This is a genomic window from Bradyrhizobium sp. Ce-3 (assembly GCF_022835695.1).
Lineage (GTDB): Bacteria > Pseudomonadota > Alphaproteobacteria > Rhizobiales > Xanthobacteraceae > Bradyrhizobium.
Genome location: NZ_BQUV01000011.1, coordinates 16,631 through 32,509, shown reverse-complemented (window position 1 = coordinate 32,509; position 15,879 = coordinate 16,631). Strand labels below are relative to the sequence as shown.

Here is a 15,879-nt window from a genome sequence, read left to right as displayed (position 1 = left end):
GCTTTTTGATGTCCGACGCAGCCGTCCCGGCGCCCACCCACCCGACCCTGGAGGCCGACATCGCGGCCGCGCTGGGGACGCGGTCGATCGTGCTGGTCGGCATGATGGGGGCGGGCAAGTCGACCATCGGCCGGCGGATGGCGGCACGGCTCAAGCTGCCGTTCACCGACGCCGACACCGAGATCGAGACGGCGGCGGACATGACGATACCGGAGATCTTCGAGAGCAAGGGCGAGCCGTATTTCCGCGATGGCGAGGCCCGGGTGATCGCCCGCATCCTCGGCAATGGCCCGGTGGTGCTGGCGACCGGCGGCGGCGCCTTCATGCGCGAGGAGACCCGCAGCCGGATCCGCGACCGCGCCGTGTCAATCTGGCTCAAGGCCGACAGCGATATCATCATGCGCCGGGTCCGCCGCCGCGCCGATCGTCCGCTGCTGCAGACCGCCGACCCCGAGGCGACGGTGAACCGGCTGCTCGGCGAGCGCGAGCCGGTCTACCAGACCGCCGACCTGACGATAGCTTCCCGCGACGTGCCGCACGACCGCATTGTCGACGAATGCCTCGCGGCCCTGCATGCACATCTGTGCGGCGTGCGTCCGGCCGACGAGCCACCATCTGATGGATTGAACGCGACCTCATGACTGCGCCCTTGAAACATTCCGCCTCCGTTACCGTCGACGTCGCGCTCGGCGACCGCGCCTATGACATCGTCATCGGCCGCGACGTGCTGGCCTCGCTCGGCGAACGCGTCGCGGCGCTGCGGCCCGGCGTGCGCACCGCCATCGTCACCGACCGCACCGTTGCCAAACACTGGCTGGAGCCGGCCGAGGCGTCGCTTGCGGCGGCAGGCGTGCCGACGTCGCGGATCGTCGTCGAGGAGGGCGAGGGCTCGAAGTGCTACGCCACCCTGACGCAGGTCAGCGAGGCGCTGATCGCGGCCAAGATCGAGCGCAACGATCTGGTGATCGCGCTCGGCGGCGGCGTGGTCGGCGATCTCGCCGGCTTTGCGGCCGCGATCCTGCGCCGTGGCGTCGATTTCGTGCAGGTGCCGACCTCGCTGCTGGCGCAGGTCGATTCCTCGGTCGGCGGCAAGACCGGCATCAACTCGCCGCAGGGCAAGAACCTGATCGGCGCCTTCCACCAGCCGGTGCTCGTGATCGCCGACACTTCGGTGCTCGATACGCTGTCGCCGCGCCAGTTCCGCGCCGGCTATGCCGAGGTGGCGAAATACGGCATCCTCGGCGACGAGGCGTTCTTCGCCTGGCTCGAAGAGAACCATGGCGACATCTTCACCGGCGGTGCGGGGCGCGAGCACGCGATCGCAACCTCCTGCCGCGCCAAGGCCGAAATCGTCTCCCGCGACGAGCGCGAGACCGGCGAACGCGCGCTGCTCAATCTCGGCCACACCTTCGGCCATGCGCTGGAAGCCGCGACCGGCTTCTCCGACCGCCTGTTCCACGGCGAGGGCGTCTCGGTCGGCATGGTGCTCGCGGCGGAATTCTCCGCCCAGCTCGGCATGATCTCGAACGACGATGCGACGCGCATCGCGCGTCATCTTTCTGCGGTAGGGTTGCCGACGCGCCTGCAGGATATCGCGGGCTTCACGCAGGAAGGGCTCGCCGACGCCGACGCGCTCCTGGCGCTGATGGCGCAGGACAAGAAGGTCAAGCGCGGCAAGCTGACCTTCATCCTGCTGGAGGCGGTCGGCCGTGCCGTGATCGCCAACAATGTCGAGCCGCAGCCGGTGCGCGACTTCCTGCAAGCCAAGCTCAAGGCCTAGAGCGGAATGAGCCTGCTTCGGATCGTCATCTTGTTTGATTTGAGCATGATCCTCCCGGAAATCCGCTACACACTTTTCCGGATCATGCTCTAGCCACGGATCAAGTCAGTGGGATGGTTGACCTTCTCGATCGTGCTGCTCTGTCTCCTGATCTCCGCGTTCTTCGCGGCGAGTGAGACGGCGCTGACCGGCGCCTCGCGCGCCAGCATGCTGCGGCTGTCGAAGCAGGGCAACACCGATGCCGGTGTCGTCTCGAAACTGTTCGCCATGCGCGAGCGCATGATCGGCGCGCTGCTGCTCGGCAACAACATCGCCAATATCGGCGCCTCGGCGCTGGCGACCGGCGTGTTCACCGCCTGGTTCGGCGATGTCGGCGTGCTCTACGCCACCGCTGTCATGACCGTGATGGTCGTGGTGTTCGCCGAGGTGCTGCCGAAGACCATCGCGATCAACGCGCCCGACCGCATCTCGCTGCTGGTCGCGCGGCCGATGCGGCTGACGATCTTCGTGCTGGGGCCGCTGCTCACGATCATCGAGACCATCGTGCTGGCGTTGATGAAGCTGCTCGGCATCAAGGTCGGGGCGTATCAGACGGTGTTGTCACCGACCGAGCGCCTGCGCGGCGCGGTCGATCTGCTGCACCATGAAGGCAAGGTCGAGAAGCAGGACCGCGACATGCTCGGCGGGCTCTTGGACCTCAGCGAGCTGCAGGTCTCCGATGTGATGGTCCATCGCACCGAGATGACCATGGTCAACGCCGACCTGCCTCCGGAAGAATTGGTCCGCGAGGTGCTGGCCAGCGAGTACACCCGGATCCCGCTGTGGCGGGAGAAGCCGGAGAACATCGTCGGCGTGCTGCACGCCAAGGATCTGCTGCGCGCGATCCGCGCCAATGAAGGCGACATGTCGGCGATCGATGCTTCCGCGATCGCGCTGCCGCCCTGGTTCGTGCCGGAGATGCGTCCGGTCTCCGAGCAGTTGAAGGCGTTCCGCCGCCGCAAGACCCACTTCGCGCTCGTGGTCGACGAGTATGGCGAGGTCGAAGGCATGGTGACGCTGGAGGACATTCTGGAGGAGATCGTCGGCGATATCTCCGACGAGCACGACGTCGTCGTCGCCGGCGTGCGGGCCCAGCCGGACGGTTCGGTGGTGGTCGACGGCTCGGTGCCGATCCGCGATCTCAACCGCGCGATGGACTGGCGCCTGCCGGACGAGGAGGCGACCACGGTCGCCGGCCTCGTGATCCATGAGGCGCGCTCGATCCCCGATCGCGGCCAGAGCTTCACCTTCCACGGCTTCCGCTTCCGCGTGCTTCGCCGCGAGCGCAACCGCATCACCGCGCTGCGCATCGTCGCCGTTCCGCGCGAGGCCGCCGAGCCCGAGAAGCCGAAGCGGGCGGGGACGGCGTTCTAGTCTCGCGCCGCGTGCAGCTCGACCCTATCACCGTCACCCTGAGGAGCGCGTAGCGCGTCTCGAAGGGTCGACGGCCACCAGCCGGGCCGTGCATCCTTCGAGACGCGCTGCGCGCTCCTCAGCAGGACGGGTCTGATGGATGTGCCTCTCTACTCGATATCGATCGAGATGCCCGACAGCTTCCACGCGCCGTCGGAGGGGATGAAGCCGAGCTGATACTTCACCTGCTTGGGCGTGGTGTCGAAATGGCCCTTCAGCCGCAGCACGCCCTTGTCATCGACCTTGGCGTCCTCATCGAGCACGATCGGCTTGGCCACCACGGCGTCGAACACCGCGTGCTTGTCGACCAGATCCTTGAAGATCGTCTTCAGCTTGTCCGGCGGAAACTGGTCGCGGAACGGCTTTGAGATCTTGGCGTGGAACACGGTGAAGTTATTCGCGGCCACCGCATCGTTGAGCGAGACCAGGATGCTCTTGATCAGCACCTCCTGGACGAATGGGCTCGGCATGTCCAGCGCCGAGGCCGGGCGCATCGCGCAGATCAGGAGCAGGCCGGCGGCGGCGACAATCGACCGGAAACGTGGCCAGCAAGGGATCATCAATGGCCCCATATCAAGCGTGGCGATGCCATCCGTAGTTCTCACGGATGGAGCGGACCCATCGCCGGAGGTATCATCCTCATAACGGAAAACCACTGCTTCGTCTTGCGGCAAGCGGGAGCTAGCGCGGCTTTTCCCCGGGGCCGTGGGCATGGATCGCCAGCGCGTGCACCGAGCCGGCGAGTTCCTGCGCCAGCGTCGCATTTATCATGCGATGGCGTTCGATCCGGCTCTTCCCTTCGAAGGCCGGAGACACAATATATACCCTGAAATGCGTCTCCCCGCCTGGCCTGTGGCCGGCGTGGCCCTCATGCAGATGTGACTCGTCGACGACGTCGAGGCTTTCGGGCAAGAAAGCTTCACGCAACTTGTTTATGATAGCGTCTTTGGTGCTCATGGCGGCGGAGTTAGGTCCGCGACAGCTTTTCGTCAATGGTGCAAGCGGGAAACGAGGTCTGCGCAATGTCAAGACTTGAAGATTTGTGCATTGCGTAGTCAAAGAGAACATGCCGATCGATTCATCAAAGTTCTTCGACTCCATTCGCATCAAGCCGACCAAGGTGAGTGCGAAGCGCCAGGCGCAGGCCGGCGAGCAGGCGGTCGCCTGCGAGTGGGCGGGTTGCCAGAACAAGGGCGCGCACCGCGCCCCGAAGGGCCGCGAGAATTCGCGCGAGTATTGGCACTTCTGTCTCGATCACGTCCGCGAGTACAACCAGTCCTACAATTTCTTCCAGGGCATGAATCCTGACGACGTCGCGCGCTACCAGAAGGATGCGCTGACCGGTCACCGTCCGACCTGGAAGATGGGCGCCAACAACGGCAAGAAGGAGAGCGGTCTCGATGCCGCCTCCGATCCGTTCCACGTGTTCTCCGAGCTCAACGGCCGCGGCCGCTGGCGTCCCGGACCGGGTGGCGCGGAGCCGAAGCCCGAGACCCGCAAGGTGATGAACGCCGAGCGCAAGGCGCTGCTGGTGATGGGGCTCGGGGCCGGCGCGACGCTCGAAGACGTCAAGTCGAAGTACAAGGCGCTGGTCAAGCAGCACCACCCCGACGCCAATGGCGGCGACCGCTCTACCGAGGATCGCCTGATCGAGATCATCAAGGCGTATAATTATCTGAAGACCGTGGTGCGTGAGGCGTAAGCGCTCGCGCCCGTCGCCCTGCGCGATGATGTCTCGTTTCGCACCTCCCCTTGAAAAGGGGAGGTCGCTTTGCTCGTTAGTGCAAAGCGGGTGGGGATCCGGTCTCTCCACAAACACGGTCGCCCGCGGCTGACCCCATCCCGACCTTCCCCCTTTCAGGGGGAAGGAGAAGAGGCTTCGTAGCCCGGGTGGAGCGCAGCGCTATCCGGGGCTCTTCCATCCACGGTCACACCGCTCCCGGATTTCGCTGCGCTCCATCCGGGCTACGGTTTCTGGCGAGCCTCAATCCTTCGGCACCGCGCCGACATAGGACGAGCTCGGCCGGATCAGCCGTCCGGTGCGCCGCTGCTCGAGGGCGTGCGCGGTCCAGCCGGCGGCGCGGGCCACCGCGAAGATCGGCGTGAACGCCTGCCGCGGGATCTGCAACGCATCGAGCAGGATCGCGGTGAAGAACTCGACATTGGTCTCCAGCGGCCGCTCCGGGTTCTTCTTTCGCAGCGCTTGCCGGATATAGGCCTCGACCTCGCCGGCGAACGGCAGGTCGGCGCCGTTGGCCTCGAGGCGCTCGATCGCGAGCTTCAGCACGTCGGCGCGCGGGTCGCGCACGCGATAGACGCGATGACCGAACCCCATTAGCCGCTCGCCATGCGCCAGCGCGCCGTCGACCCAGGGCTGGATGCGCTCGCGCGTGCCGATCGCGTCCAGCATTTCCAGCACCGGCTCCGGCGCGCCGCCGTGCAGCGGACCGGTCAGCGCGCAATAGCCGCCGGTGATCGCCGCGAACAGATCGGCCTGGGTCGAGGCGATCACCCGCGTCGTGAAGGTCGAGGCATTCATGCCGTGGTCGCAGACCGTGACGAGATAGGCGTCGAGGGCTGCGACCTCGCGCGGCGCGGCCTTGCGGCCGAGCAGCATCCGCAGCGTGTCGGCGGCGTGGCTGGCATTCGGATCCGGCGCGATCGGGTTATTGCCCTTCGCGCGCTGCACCAGGGCACCCGCGATCACCGGGAAGGCACCGACAATGGTCGCCTCGTGCTCGAGCCCGTTCTCGCCGCGGAGGCCGGCGATCGCGGCGCGGAAGCCGTCGACAACAGACATGCCGCGCGTCGCCGGCAGCAGGTCCGGCAGCCGGGCGAAGGCGCGTTCGCGGGCGGCGCCGAGGCTGGCGCGGACATTGGCCTCGCTCAGCGCCTTGCCGGTGGCGCCGTTCCACAGCCGCGCGGTGACACCCTCGAAGCTCGACTTGCCCGCGAGCCTGGCGACGTGCTCGCCGGCGATGATCAGCTCGCCGCGCTCGCCGTCGACATGGCTCAACACGGTCTCGGCGGCGGGAACGCCGTCCAGACCGATCTGGCTCTTGGTGAGAATCATGTTCATGGCCCGATCTCCTTGCTTCACGCCTGCAAGGTCGGACCTCTCGACGAGTTGATCAATCTTGATTATATAAATCAATATGAAAAAATCCGCCGAGCTTTACCTCTCCGCCCGCGAGGCCGCCGCCGAACTCGCGATCTCGCCGGCGACCCTCTACGCCTATGTCAGCCGCGGGCTGATCCGCTCCGAGCCGTCGCCGGATTCGCGCAGCCATCGCTACCGCGCCGAGGACATCAGGGGCCTGAAGGAGCGCCGCGTGCCGTCGCCGGAGCCGCGCGGCTTCCGCAATTTCGATGCCGATCTGCCGGTGATGGATTCGGCGATCGCAACCATCACCGAGCAGGGCCCGATCTATCGCGGCGTCAACTGCGTCGAGCTCGCCCAGCGCGACACGCTGGAGCACACCGCGACGCTGCTGTGGGACGTCACCGGCGTCGATCCGTTCGCGCCGGATAATTGTCCGCATGTCTCCGACGAGATGCGCGCGATCGCCGAAGCCGCGTGCCGCGCCCAGCCGATCGACCGCACCGTCGCGGTGATGGCGCTCGCCGCAAGCGCCGATCCCGGCGCCTTCACCCGCGCGCCCGATGGCCGCGCGATGGTCGGCGGCCGCATCCTGCGGCTGCTGGTTGCGACCATGCTGAACGCCGTACCGTCGGCCGCGCCGCTGCATGAGCAGGTGGCGCGGGTCTGGACGCCGGACAACAAGCACGCGCCCGACCTGATCCGTCGCGCGCTGGTGCTGCTCGCCGATCATGAATTGAACGCCTCGACCTTCACCGCGCGCTGCGCGGCATCGACCGGGCTCAATCTGTACGACGCCGTGATCGCGGGTCTCGTCGCGCTGAAGGGGCCGATGCATGGCGGCGCCGGCGTGCTCGCCTCGCGCCTGGTCAAGACGATGCTCGACAATGATGTCGCGCCTGTCGTCCGCGAGCGCGTCGCGCTCGGCGAGCGCTTCGCCGGCTTCGGGCACGGCGTCTACAAGAAGGGCGATCCGCGCGCGATCTCGCTGCTCGAGGCGCTGACGCGGGCCGGCGCGCCGCGCAAATTCACCCGCGAGGTGCCGGAGCGGATCGCGGAAGCCACCGGCGAATTCGTCAACATCGATTACGCGCTGGCAGTGCTGGTGCATGCCCTGCGGATGCCGGCAGGCAGCGAGCTCGCGCTGTTTGCAATGGCACGCAGCGTCGGCTGGATCGCGCATGCCAGCGAGCAGCTTCAGCTCGGCAAGCTGATCAGGCCCCGCGCGCGCTATGTCGGTCCGGCGCCCGGGCGCGCCGGCTCGACCAACAGCATCTAGCCCTTATTTTGCAGGCCTATTTCGCAGGTTTGGCCGGTTCGATCAGGCCGCCGCCATGGCGGCGGCGGATGGTCCAGACCGCGAGCGCGAGGATGACGGCGGCGCCTGCGACAGCGAACATCCAGAGATGTTTGCCGACATGCTGGTGATGCGGCAGGCCGGCATAGTCGTGCAGCGCGGTGACCGCGAGCACGCCAGGCAGCACATGCGCCGGCGCCCAGAGCAGGATCGCGGGGATGTTGATCGCGTAGAACCGCGCCGGCGGCATGTCGAGCGCGCCGGCGGTGATCGGCACGAAGGCGCGGATCGGCGGCACGAAGCGGGCGAAGAACACCGCGAGCACGCCCCAGCGGTTGAAGAAGGCCTCGCTCTGCGCGACCACGCGCGGGTAGTTGGAAAGCGGCCAGGCCGACAGGATCTCGCGCTGGCTGCGATAGCCGATCAGATAGGCGGTGCCGTCACCGAGCATTGCGCCACAGGCCGCGGCGGCCAGCACCGGCGCGAGCTTCAATTCGCCGCCCGGCACCAGCGCGCTCAGCGCCAGGATGATGGTCGAGCCCGGCACCAGGGAACCCACCACCGGCACTGCCTCCAGCAGCGCGGCCAGGAACAGCGTCAGATAGGCGAGCCAGGCATGGGCCGAAACGAACGCGATCAATGGGTCAAGGAATGAAGTCACAGAATTCCTGGATGACGATGAAACAGGTCCGAGAGCTAACAACTCCTCGCCGGGCTGAAAAGTGCCTGCGGACAGGCCGCAACGGGGCTGCGGCGAAAGTACGGCGAGATTTGCAGAGCAGCCTTCCAAAAATCGAGTTTCGCGCCTATCTTAATGATACAACAACGGAACTTTGATTTGCCAGTGGGCTTCTGCCGGCCGATGCTCTCTGCTAGGCTCGTGCGTAGCACCCCATCCGCAGCCAAATGACCTAAATCTGGTTTCGGGAATGCCCGGGACCTCGGAGGATGAATGACGACGGCCGTCCAGACCAAAGCGCAAGAACCCGTCGGTTTGCCCGACATGAAGGTTTCGGTTCGGCAGGTCTTCGGGATCGATAGCGATCTGGAAGTTCCCGCCTATTCCGAAGTCGATCCGCATGTGCCGGAAGTCGATAGCGACTATCGCTTCGACCGCGCCACCACGCTCGCGATCCTCGCCGGCTTTGCCAAGAACCGCCGCGTGATGGTCACCGGCTATCACGGCACCGGCAAGTCGACCCACATCGAGCAGGTTGCGGCCCGGCTCAACTGGCCCTGCGTCCGCGTCAACCTCGACAGCCACATCAGCCGTATCGATCTTGTCGGCAAGGACGCCATCGTGGTCAAGGACGGCAAGCAGGTTACCGAATTCCGCGACGGCATCCTGCCCTGGGCGTTGCAGCACAATATCGCGCTGGTGTTCGACGAATACGACGCCGGCCGCCCGGACGTGATGTTCGTGATCCAGCGCGTGCTGGAAGTCTCCGGCCGGCTGACGCTGCTCGACCAGAACAAGGTGATCAAGCCGCATCCGGCGTTCCGCCTGTTCTCGACCGCGAACACGGTCGGCCTCGGCGACACCTCGGGCCTCTATCACGGCACCCAGCAGATCAACCAGGGCCAGATGGACCGCTGGTCGATCGTCACCACGCTGAACTACCTCGCCCATGACGAGGAAGTCGAGATCGTGCTGGCCAAGGCGAAGCACTACCGCACGCAGGAGGGCCGCGACATCGTCAACAAGATGGTGCGGCTTGCGGATCTCACCCGCAACGCCTTCGCCAATGGCGACCTGTCGACGGTGATGAGCCCGCGGACGGTGATCACCTGGGCCGAGAACGCCGACATCTTCAGCGATATCGGCTTCGCGTTCCGCGTCACCTTCCTCAACAAGTGTGACGAGCTGGAGCGGCCGCTGGTTGCCGAGTTCTACCAGCGCTGCTTCAACGTCGAGCTGCCGGAATCCTCGGTCAACGTGGCGCTCAGCTAGTCCATGCCGAAAATCTCCGTCGAGCGCACAGTCACACAGACGAAGAAGGCGGTGCTCGGCGGATTGCTCCGCTACAACAACGAGAAGATGGGGAAGCAGAAGTACAAGCGCTTCGCCATCTCGCTGCGGCAAGGCGACGAGATCGTCGGCGGCGTCGTCGGCGAGGTCTGGACCGCGGTGTTGTTCATCCAGCTGTTCTGGATGGAGCAGAAGTTTCGCAACAAGGGCTTTGGCGCCAAGCTGATCAAGGCGATCGAAGACGAGGCGCGGCGCTTCGGAGCGACGCGATCCTATCTGGATACGATGAGCTTCCAGGCGCCGGGCTTCTACCGCGCCAATGGATATGAAGAGTTCGGTTCGATTGAGGGGTATCCCGGCGGCGTCACGCGCCACTGGTTTACGAAATCACTATGACAACCTCCAATATCAAATTCCGTCCCGGATCGAAGGAAGCGCCGACCGAGCCGTTCAAGCGCTCGGTGTCGGCGTGCCTGAAGGCGATCGCCAAGAAGCCGGAGCTCGAGGTCTCCTTCGCCGCCGAGCGGCCGGGGCTTGCGCCCGGCAAGGCGCGGCTGCCGGAGCCGGCGCGCAAGATGACCAAGCGCGATGCCGCGATCGTGCGCGGCCACGCCGATTCGATCGCGCTCAAGATCGCCTGTCACGATCCCAAGGTGCATCGCAAGCTGATGCCGGGCAATCCGCAGGCGCGCGGCGTGTTCGAGGCGGTCGAGCAGGCGCGCGTCGAGGCGATCGGCTCGCGCCGGATGTCCGGCGTCGCCAAGAACCTCACCGCGATGCTCGACGATCATTTCCACCGCGGCAAGTACGACGAGATCACCGACCGCGCCGATGCGCCGCTGTCGGATGCGCTGGCGATGCTGGTGCGCGAACGCCTTACCGGCATGGCGCCGCCCGCGGCCGCCAAGAAGATGGTCGATCTCTGGCGTCCGACGCTGGAGGACAAGATCGGCTCGCGGCTCGACCAGCTCAGCCGCTTCACCGAGGACCAGGCGAGGTTCGGCGACCTCGTCCATGACCTGCTGTCGGCGCTCGATCTCGGCGACGACCGCAACATGGATTCCGACGATGACGAGGATCAGGACGAGAACCAGGACGGCGAGAGCGATCAGTCCGGTGCCGAGGGCTCGCCCGATTCCGACGCCGCGCAGGAGATGAGCGCCGACCAGGCCCAGACCTCGGCGGAAGAGATGAGCGAAAGCGCGATGGAAAGCGCGCAGGCCTCCACGTCCGACACGTTCGACGACGGCGAGCTCGGCGACGACGAGACGCCGGGCGAGGCGACGCGGCCGAACTCACGCGGCCAGAACGAGCCGCGCGGTCCGGAATATCATGCGTTCGCGCCGAAGTTCGACGAGGTGATTGCGGCCGAAGATCTCTGCGATCATGACGAACTGGAGCGGCTGCGCTCCTATCTCGACAAGCAGCTTGCGCATCTGCAGGGCATCGTGGCGCGGCTCGCCAACCGCCTGCAGCGCCGGCTGATGGCGCAGCAGAACCGCGCCTGGGAATTCGACCTCGAAGAGGGCATCCTCGATCCGGCGCGGCTGTCGCGCGTCGTCACCGATCCCTATCACCCGCTGTCCTTCATGCATGAGAAGGAGGCGACGTTCCGCGACACCGTGGTGACGCTGCTGCTGGATAACTCCGGCTCGATGCGCGGCCGTCCGATCACGGTTGCCGCCACCTGCGCCGACATCCTGGCGCGCACGCTGGAGCGTTGCGGCGTCAAGGTCGAGATCCTGGGCTTCACCACCCGCGCCTGGAAGGGTGGGCAGTCGCGCGAGGCGTGGCTTGCCGCCGGCAAGCCGGCCAATCCGGGCCGCCTCAACGATCTCAGGCACATCATCTACAAGTCGGCCGACGCGCCGTGGCGTCGTGCGCGGAAAAATCTCGGCCTGATGATGCGCGAAGGCCTGCTCAAGGAGAACATCGACGGCGAGGCGCTCGACTGGGCGCACAAGCGCCTGCTCGCGCGTCCCGAGCAGCGCCGCATCCTGATGATGATCTCCGACGGCGCCCCGGTCGACGACTCCACGCTGTCGGTCAATCCCGGCAACTATCTCGAGCGGCATCTGCGCCACATCATCGACGAGATCGAGACCCGCTCGCCGGTCGAACTGATCGCGATCGGCATCGGTCATGACGTCACGCGCTACTACCGCCGTGCCGTCACCATCGTCGATGCCGAAGAGCTCGGCGGCGCCATCACCGAGAAGCTCGCCGAGCTGTTCAGCGAGACCAACGGCTCGGCGCCCGCGCAGGGCACCCGTCGCCGCCTCCACTCGTGAGACATGCGCTCACCCGTTAGCCGCCGCCATGTCCTGCAAAATATGGCGGCGGGGCTGTCGGCCGCGGCGCTGCCATGTTTTGCGTTGCCTAATCTCGCGCAGGCGCAGAGCGCGACCCAGCCGCCGGCGGGGCCGAGACCGGCCGGACGGCCAAACCCCTATCGCGTCAACGAACCGGTCTCGATCGAGGTCAAGGCACGGCCGCTGCCGTCGTTCGACATCCGCGATCGTGCGCGGACGCGGTTCGGCGCGCTGGAATATCGCAGCGGCCTGATCCTGACCTCGTCGTTCTCCGGCTTCGGCGGCCTCTCCGCGCTCAGGCTCGATGCCAAGGGCGAGCGCTTCATCGCGGTCAGCGACCAAGGCAGCTGGTTCACCGGCCGCATCGTCTATCGCGGCCGGGAAATGGCCGGGGTTGACGATGTCGAGGCGGCGCCGCTGCTCGGGGCTGATGGCAGGCCGATCACCGCGACGCGCGGTTGGTACGATTCGGAATCGCTCGCGCTCGACGGCTCGGTCGCCTATGTCGGGCTCGAGCGGGTCAACCAGGTGCTGCGCTTCGATTTCGCCAAGGGCTTTACCCGCTCGCGCGGCGAGGTGGTGCCGCTGCCGCCGGCGGCACGCAAGCTTCCCAACAACAAGGGGCTCGAGGGCTTGGTGTTCGTGCCGAAGGGGCTACCACTTGCCGGCACCCTGATCGCATTCTCGGAACGTGGGCTCGACGCGAGCGGCAATCTGATCGCCTTCCTGGTCGGCGGCAAGACGCCGGGCCAGTTCAGTGTCCGCCGCACCGAGAATTTCGATATCAGCGACGCGGTGCTGTTGCCGTCGGGCGATCTGTTGATCCTGGAACGGAAATTCTCCTGGATCGGTGGCGTCGGCATCCGCATCCGCCGCCTCGTGCTGTCCGAGATCGCGCCCGGCGCCGTGGTCGACGGCCCCGCGATCTTCAACGCCGATCTCGGCAACGAGATCGACAACATGGAAGGCATCGACGCCCATGTCACTGCAGACGGCGAGACCGTGCTGACCATGATCTCCGACGACAATTTCTCCTTGATCCAGCGCAATCTGCTGTTGCAGTTCACGCTGGTCGAGTGAGGCTTCTCTTCACCCTCCCCCTCCAGGGAGGGTGAGCGGAGGCCGTGTCTGCATTGCTGCTCTGCGTCCCGGCCTCTCCGCCGCTCCTGCCTGTTGGTGATCGCCGCCGCGGCCTCTATCTTAAGCCCGCCCTTTCCCCGATCCGGATATGCCCCGCATGAGCACCCTGTTTTCCCCGATCGAGCTGCGCCGCTTGAAACTCTCCAATCGGATCATGGTCTCGCCGATGTGCCAGTATTCGGCCGACGACGGCTCCGCCAATGATTGGCACTTCACACACATCAATATGCTGGCGCTGTCGGGCGCCGCGATGTTCTGCATCGAGGCCACGCATGTCGAGGATATCGGGCGGATCACGCCGGGCTGCCTCGGCCTCTATAGCGATGCCAATGAGGCGGCGCTGAAGCCGATCCTGGCCTCGGTGCGCAAGCATTCGAAGGCGGCGGTCGCCATGCAGCTCGCCCATGCCGGCCGCAAGGCCTCGAGCCAGCGTCCCTGGGAGGGCGGGCAATTGATCCCGATTGCCGACGGCGGCTGGCAGACGGTGGGCCCGTCGGCGGTCCCGCATAAGGAAGGCGAGGCACCGCCGCTGGCGCTCGATGATGCCGGCCTGAAGCGAATCCGCGAGGCCTTTGTCGCGGCGGCGAAGCGCGCCGACCGGCTCGGCATCGATGCGCTCGAGCTGCACGGCGCGCACGGCTATCTGCTGCACCAGTTCCTGTCGCCGATCGCGAACAAGCGCACCGACCGCTATGGCGGCTCGCTCGAAAACCGCATGCGCTTTCCGCTGGAAGTGTTCGACGCGGTGCGTGCGGTATTCCCGGATCACAAGCCGATCGGCATGCGGGTGTCGGCGACCGACTGGGTCGAGGGAGCCTGGGACCTCGCGCAGACCATCGAGTTTGCCAAGGAGTTGAAGAAGCGCGGCGTCGACTGGATGGACGTCTCGTCCGGCGGCGTCTCGCCGCTGCAAAAGATTCCGCTCGGGCCGGGCTACCAGGTGCCGGCGGCACAGGCGGTGAAGGAGGCGACCGGCGTCACCACGATGGCGGTCGGCCTGATCACCGAAGCGAAGCAGGCGGAGGAGATCGTCACGTCGGGGAAGGCCGACATGGTCGCGCTCGCCCGCGGCATGCTCTACGACCCGCGTTGGGGTTGGCACGCCGCCGCCGAGCTCGGCGGCGAGGTGAGCGCGCCGCCGCAATATTGGCGTTCGCAGCCGTCGACGCAGAAGGCGCTGTTCGGCAAGACCACATTCGGGACGCGCTGACGGCTTGCACCGATTGTAGCCCGGATGCAGCGCAGCGAAATCCGGGACCCGCGAAATGCGGTCAGACCGTTCCCGGATTGCGCTTCGCTGCATCCGGGCTACGGCTCTCGCTGATTGCAGCCGGTCCGAACCAGCGCGTCAGCGCGGCGTCGAGACCTGCGGTGTCGGCATCGTCGGACGCCCAGGCGATGCAGGCATCGGGGCGGATCAGCAGCGACGGGCCGTCGCGCCTTGGTACGCATCGTACGAACATGTCCCAACGCGCCGCGATCGCTGATGCAGCGCCGCCGGTGGCATCGACCAGCACGGCCCTGCCGTCCTCCATCTGATCGAACAGGGTCGTGTCCGCGCCATCGTCGCCGAGCGCGAAATTGCCGCTGATCCGGCCGACCGACGGATGCTCGCTGCCGAGATCGTAACGGGTCTTGATGCCGCTGATCATCTCGCCGAAGTAGCGGGTGCCCTCGTCGAGGCTCATCAGATCGGCGACGATGTCGCGCAGGGCATCCGTCATGACGTCCGGCCGCATCAAGGCGACCTGGGCGCGGGTGTTGGCAAGTACCCTTGCCGCGATCGGATGCCGTTCCTCGGTGTAACTGTCGAGCAGGCTATCCGGCATGCGATCGCAGACCACAGCCGCGAGCTTCCAGCCGAGATTGACCGCATCGAGCAGGCCGAGATTGAGGCCTTGCCCGCCGAACGGCGAGTGCACATGCGCGGCGTCGCCGGCCAGGAACACGCGGGCCCTGCGGTAGCTGTCGGCCTGCCGCGCATTGTCGGTGAAGCGCGTCGCGGTCTTGACCGCGGTGATCCGGACGTCGGCGCCGCTGATCCGGCGCAGCCTGGTCTCGATCTCCTCGCGGGTCACTGGCGCGCTGCGATCGGCCGGCGGTCCGTCGAACTCGGCCATGAACACCCGGCCGGGAATCGGGCCATAGGCCATCATGCCGATCGGCGTCCGCCGCCAGCCGATCGGGAGCAGACGATCCGGATGATCGAGGTCGACGATGGCCTGGTGTCCGGTCAGCGTCGGTTTGGTACCGGGGAAGCCGAAGCCCGCGCGCTTGCGCACGGCGCTTCGTCCGCCATCACAACCGACCAGATAGGCGGAGCGCAACTCGACCTCGCCGGAGGCGCCCTTCGCCCGCGCTACCATGCCGTCGCCAAGATCCTCGAAATCGATCAGCTCGCAGCCGCGCCGGATCTCGATGCCGAGCGCGGCGGCGCGCTCGCCGAGCATCTTTTCCAGGGCTTGCTGATTGACGCCGCGCAGCCGCCGGTCCGGCTCGCGCTGCCGGGTCTGGTCGATCAGGAAGATGCCGGAGAAGTGGCCGCCGAATTTCTTGAATGGCAGTTCAGCCCCCGCGTCCGCGCTCTTCATGAGCCTGGACATGCTGTCCGCCATGCTGCGCTCGACCGTCGTCATCGCCTCGGCGAGGCCGCGGCGTTCCAGCGCCTCGCCCGCGAGTGCGCCGATCGCGCCGGCCTTGATGGTCTGGTCGGGCTCCGTCAGCCGCTCGATCACGACCACGTCGGCGCCGCCCAGGGTCAATTCGATCGCCAGCAGCAGTCCGGTCGGTCCGGCACCGACCACAACTACATCCGTCCGCGTCACGCCG

At 66.5% G+C, this 15,879-nt stretch carries 15 protein-coding genes; 10 read left to right on the top strand and 5 right to left on the bottom strand.

Translation table 11 applies throughout. From position 1 onward, the window contains the following. The first annotated feature begins 8 nt into the window (after nt 1–8). From BRSPCE3_RS31135 to BRSPCE3_RS31125, 3 genes are all read left to right on the top strand, one after another. Nucleotides 9–641, top strand: a complete 633-nt coding sequence (locus BRSPCE3_RS31135) for a shikimate kinase (RefSeq protein WP_244070188.1) — start codon at nt 9–11, stop codon at nt 639–641. Beyond that, nucleotides 638–1,780 carry a 3-dehydroquinate synthase gene (aroB, locus tag BRSPCE3_RS31130; RefSeq protein WP_244070186.1) on the top strand — a complete coding sequence of 381 codons (1,143 nt, stop codon included), beginning with the start codon at nt 638–640 and terminating at the stop codon, nt 1,778–1,780. Before BRSPCE3_RS31135 ends, aroB begins: the two co-directional genes overlap by 4 nt. Nucleotides 1,781–1,888: 108 nt before the next feature. Further along, entirely contained in the window at nt 1,889–3,193 is a 1,305-nt protein-coding gene (locus BRSPCE3_RS31125) for an HlyC/CorC family transporter (RefSeq protein ID WP_244070184.1), read from the top strand. A gap of 149 nt (nt 3,194–3,342) precedes the next feature. On the opposite strand, the gene BRSPCE3_RS31120 is transcribed toward BRSPCE3_RS31125, so the two are convergent. Together BRSPCE3_RS31120 and BRSPCE3_RS31115 are read right to left on the bottom strand one after the other, a co-directional pair. Next, a complete protein-coding gene (locus BRSPCE3_RS31120; protein WP_244070183.1) occupies nt 3,343–3,792 on the bottom strand; it encodes a hypothetical protein in 450 nt (149 codons plus the stop codon). A gap of 121 nt (nt 3,793–3,913) precedes the next feature. Then, a complete protein-coding gene (locus tag BRSPCE3_RS31115) occupies nt 3,914–4,189 on the bottom strand; it encodes a BolA family transcriptional regulator (RefSeq protein ID WP_028338206.1) in 276 nt (91 codons plus the stop codon). A gap of 109 nt (nt 4,190–4,298) precedes the next feature. Here BRSPCE3_RS31115 and BRSPCE3_RS31110 point away from each other — a divergent pair, with 109 nt between their 5' ends. After that, the gene (locus BRSPCE3_RS31110; protein ID WP_092120102.1) at nt 4,299–4,934 is read left to right on the top strand and encodes a J domain-containing protein; all 636 of its coding nucleotides are present in this window, start codon (nt 4,299–4,301) and stop codon (nt 4,932–4,934) included. Nucleotides 4,935–5,216: 282 nt separating this feature from the next. On the opposite strand, the gene BRSPCE3_RS31105 is transcribed toward BRSPCE3_RS31110, so the two are convergent. Further along, nucleotides 5,217–6,311: a citrate synthase/methylcitrate synthase gene (locus tag BRSPCE3_RS31105; RefSeq protein WP_244070181.1), complete on the bottom strand. Its 1,095-nt coding sequence runs from the start codon at nt 6,309–6,311 to the stop codon at nt 5,217–5,219. A 76-nt stretch (nt 6,312–6,387) separates the two neighbouring features. Between BRSPCE3_RS31105 and BRSPCE3_RS31100 the strand changes: the two genes are divergently transcribed. Next, nucleotides 6,388–7,611, top strand: a complete 1,224-nt coding sequence (locus BRSPCE3_RS31100) for a citrate synthase family protein (RefSeq protein WP_244070179.1) — start codon at nt 6,388–6,390, stop codon at nt 7,609–7,611. A gap of 16 nt (nt 7,612–7,627) precedes the next feature. Here BRSPCE3_RS31100 and BRSPCE3_RS31095 read toward each other — a convergent pair whose 3' ends face one another. Next, nucleotides 7,628–8,290 (bottom strand): DedA family protein, encoded by a 663-nt coding sequence (locus BRSPCE3_RS31095; RefSeq protein WP_244070177.1) that lies wholly within the window; start codon nt 8,288–8,290, stop codon nt 7,628–7,630. Between the two features lie 291 nt (nt 8,291–8,581). On the opposite strand from BRSPCE3_RS31095, the gene cobS reads away from it, so the two are divergent. From cobS to BRSPCE3_RS31070, 5 genes are all read left to right on the top strand, one after another. Then, a complete protein-coding gene (gene cobS, locus BRSPCE3_RS31090) occupies nt 8,582–9,580 on the top strand; it encodes a cobaltochelatase subunit CobS (protein ID WP_244070175.1) in 999 nt (332 codons plus the stop codon). A gap of 3 nt (nt 9,581–9,583) precedes the next feature. Next, nucleotides 9,584–9,994 carry a GNAT family N-acetyltransferase gene (locus BRSPCE3_RS31085; RefSeq protein WP_244070173.1) on the top strand — a complete coding sequence of 137 codons (411 nt, stop codon included), beginning with the start codon at nt 9,584–9,586 and terminating at the stop codon, nt 9,992–9,994. After that, nucleotides 9,991–11,889: a cobaltochelatase subunit CobT gene (gene cobT, locus BRSPCE3_RS31080; protein WP_244070171.1), complete on the top strand. Its 1,899-nt coding sequence runs from the start codon at nt 9,991–9,993 to the stop codon at nt 11,887–11,889. The genes BRSPCE3_RS31085 and cobT overlap by 4 nt, the downstream gene beginning before the upstream one ends. A 3-nt stretch (nt 11,890–11,892) precedes the next feature. Continuing rightward, nucleotides 11,893–12,990: an esterase-like activity of phytase family protein gene (locus tag BRSPCE3_RS31075; protein WP_244070169.1), complete on the top strand. Its 1,098-nt coding sequence runs from the start codon at nt 11,893–11,895 to the stop codon at nt 12,988–12,990. A 157-nt stretch (nt 12,991–13,147) separates the two neighbouring features. Continuing rightward, entirely contained in the window at nt 13,148–14,260 is a 1,113-nt protein-coding gene (locus tag BRSPCE3_RS31070) for an NADH:flavin oxidoreductase/NADH oxidase (protein ID WP_244070167.1), read from the top strand. Nucleotides 14,261–14,321: 61 nt separating this feature from the next. Here BRSPCE3_RS31070 and BRSPCE3_RS31065 read toward each other — a convergent pair whose 3' ends face one another. Beyond that, nucleotides 14,322–15,875, bottom strand: coding sequence for an FAD-dependent monooxygenase (locus BRSPCE3_RS31065; protein WP_244070165.1), 1,554 nt, complete (start codon nt 15,873–15,875; stop codon nt 14,322–14,324). Between the last annotated feature and the right edge of the window lie 4 nt (nt 15,876–15,879).

Excerpts from the sequence above, each read along its gene's own strand:
- BRSPCE3_RS31100 (WP_244070179.1), top strand. The coding sequence starts at position 6,388 with ATGAAAAAATCCGCCGAGCTTTACCTCTCCGCCCGCGAGGCCGCCGCC.
- BRSPCE3_RS31070 (WP_244070167.1), top strand. The coding sequence starts at position 13,148 with ATGAGCACCCTGTTTTCCCCGATCGAGCTGCGCCGCTTGAAACTCTCC.
- BRSPCE3_RS31115 (WP_028338206.1), bottom strand. The coding sequence starts at position 4,189 with ATGAGCACCAAAGACGCTATCATAAACAAGTTGCGTGAAGCTTTCTTG.
- cobT (WP_244070171.1), top strand. The coding sequence starts at position 9,991 with ATGACAACCTCCAATATCAAATTCCGTCCCGGATCGAAGGAAGCGCCG.
- BRSPCE3_RS31110 (WP_092120102.1), top strand. The coding sequence starts at position 4,299 with ATGCCGATCGATTCATCAAAGTTCTTCGACTCCATTCGCATCAAGCCG.
- BRSPCE3_RS31120 (WP_244070183.1), bottom strand. The coding sequence starts at position 3,792 with ATGATCCCTTGCTGGCCACGTTTCCGGTCGATTGTCGCCGCCGCCGGC.
- cobS (WP_244070175.1), top strand. The coding sequence starts at position 8,582 with ATGACGACGGCCGTCCAGACCAAAGCGCAAGAACCCGTCGGTTTGCCC.
- BRSPCE3_RS31075 (WP_244070169.1), top strand. The coding sequence starts at position 11,893 with ATGCGCTCACCCGTTAGCCGCCGCCATGTCCTGCAAAATATGGCGGCG.
- BRSPCE3_RS31085 (WP_244070173.1), top strand. The coding sequence starts at position 9,584 with ATGCCGAAAATCTCCGTCGAGCGCACAGTCACACAGACGAAGAAGGCG.
- aroB (WP_244070186.1), top strand. The coding sequence starts at position 638 with ATGACTGCGCCCTTGAAACATTCCGCCTCCGTTACCGTCGACGTCGCG.
- BRSPCE3_RS31135 (WP_244070188.1), top strand. The coding sequence starts at position 9 with ATGTCCGACGCAGCCGTCCCGGCGCCCACCCACCCGACCCTGGAGGCC.
- BRSPCE3_RS31105 (WP_244070181.1), bottom strand. The coding sequence starts at position 6,311 with ATGAACATGATTCTCACCAAGAGCCAGATCGGTCTGGACGGCGTTCCC.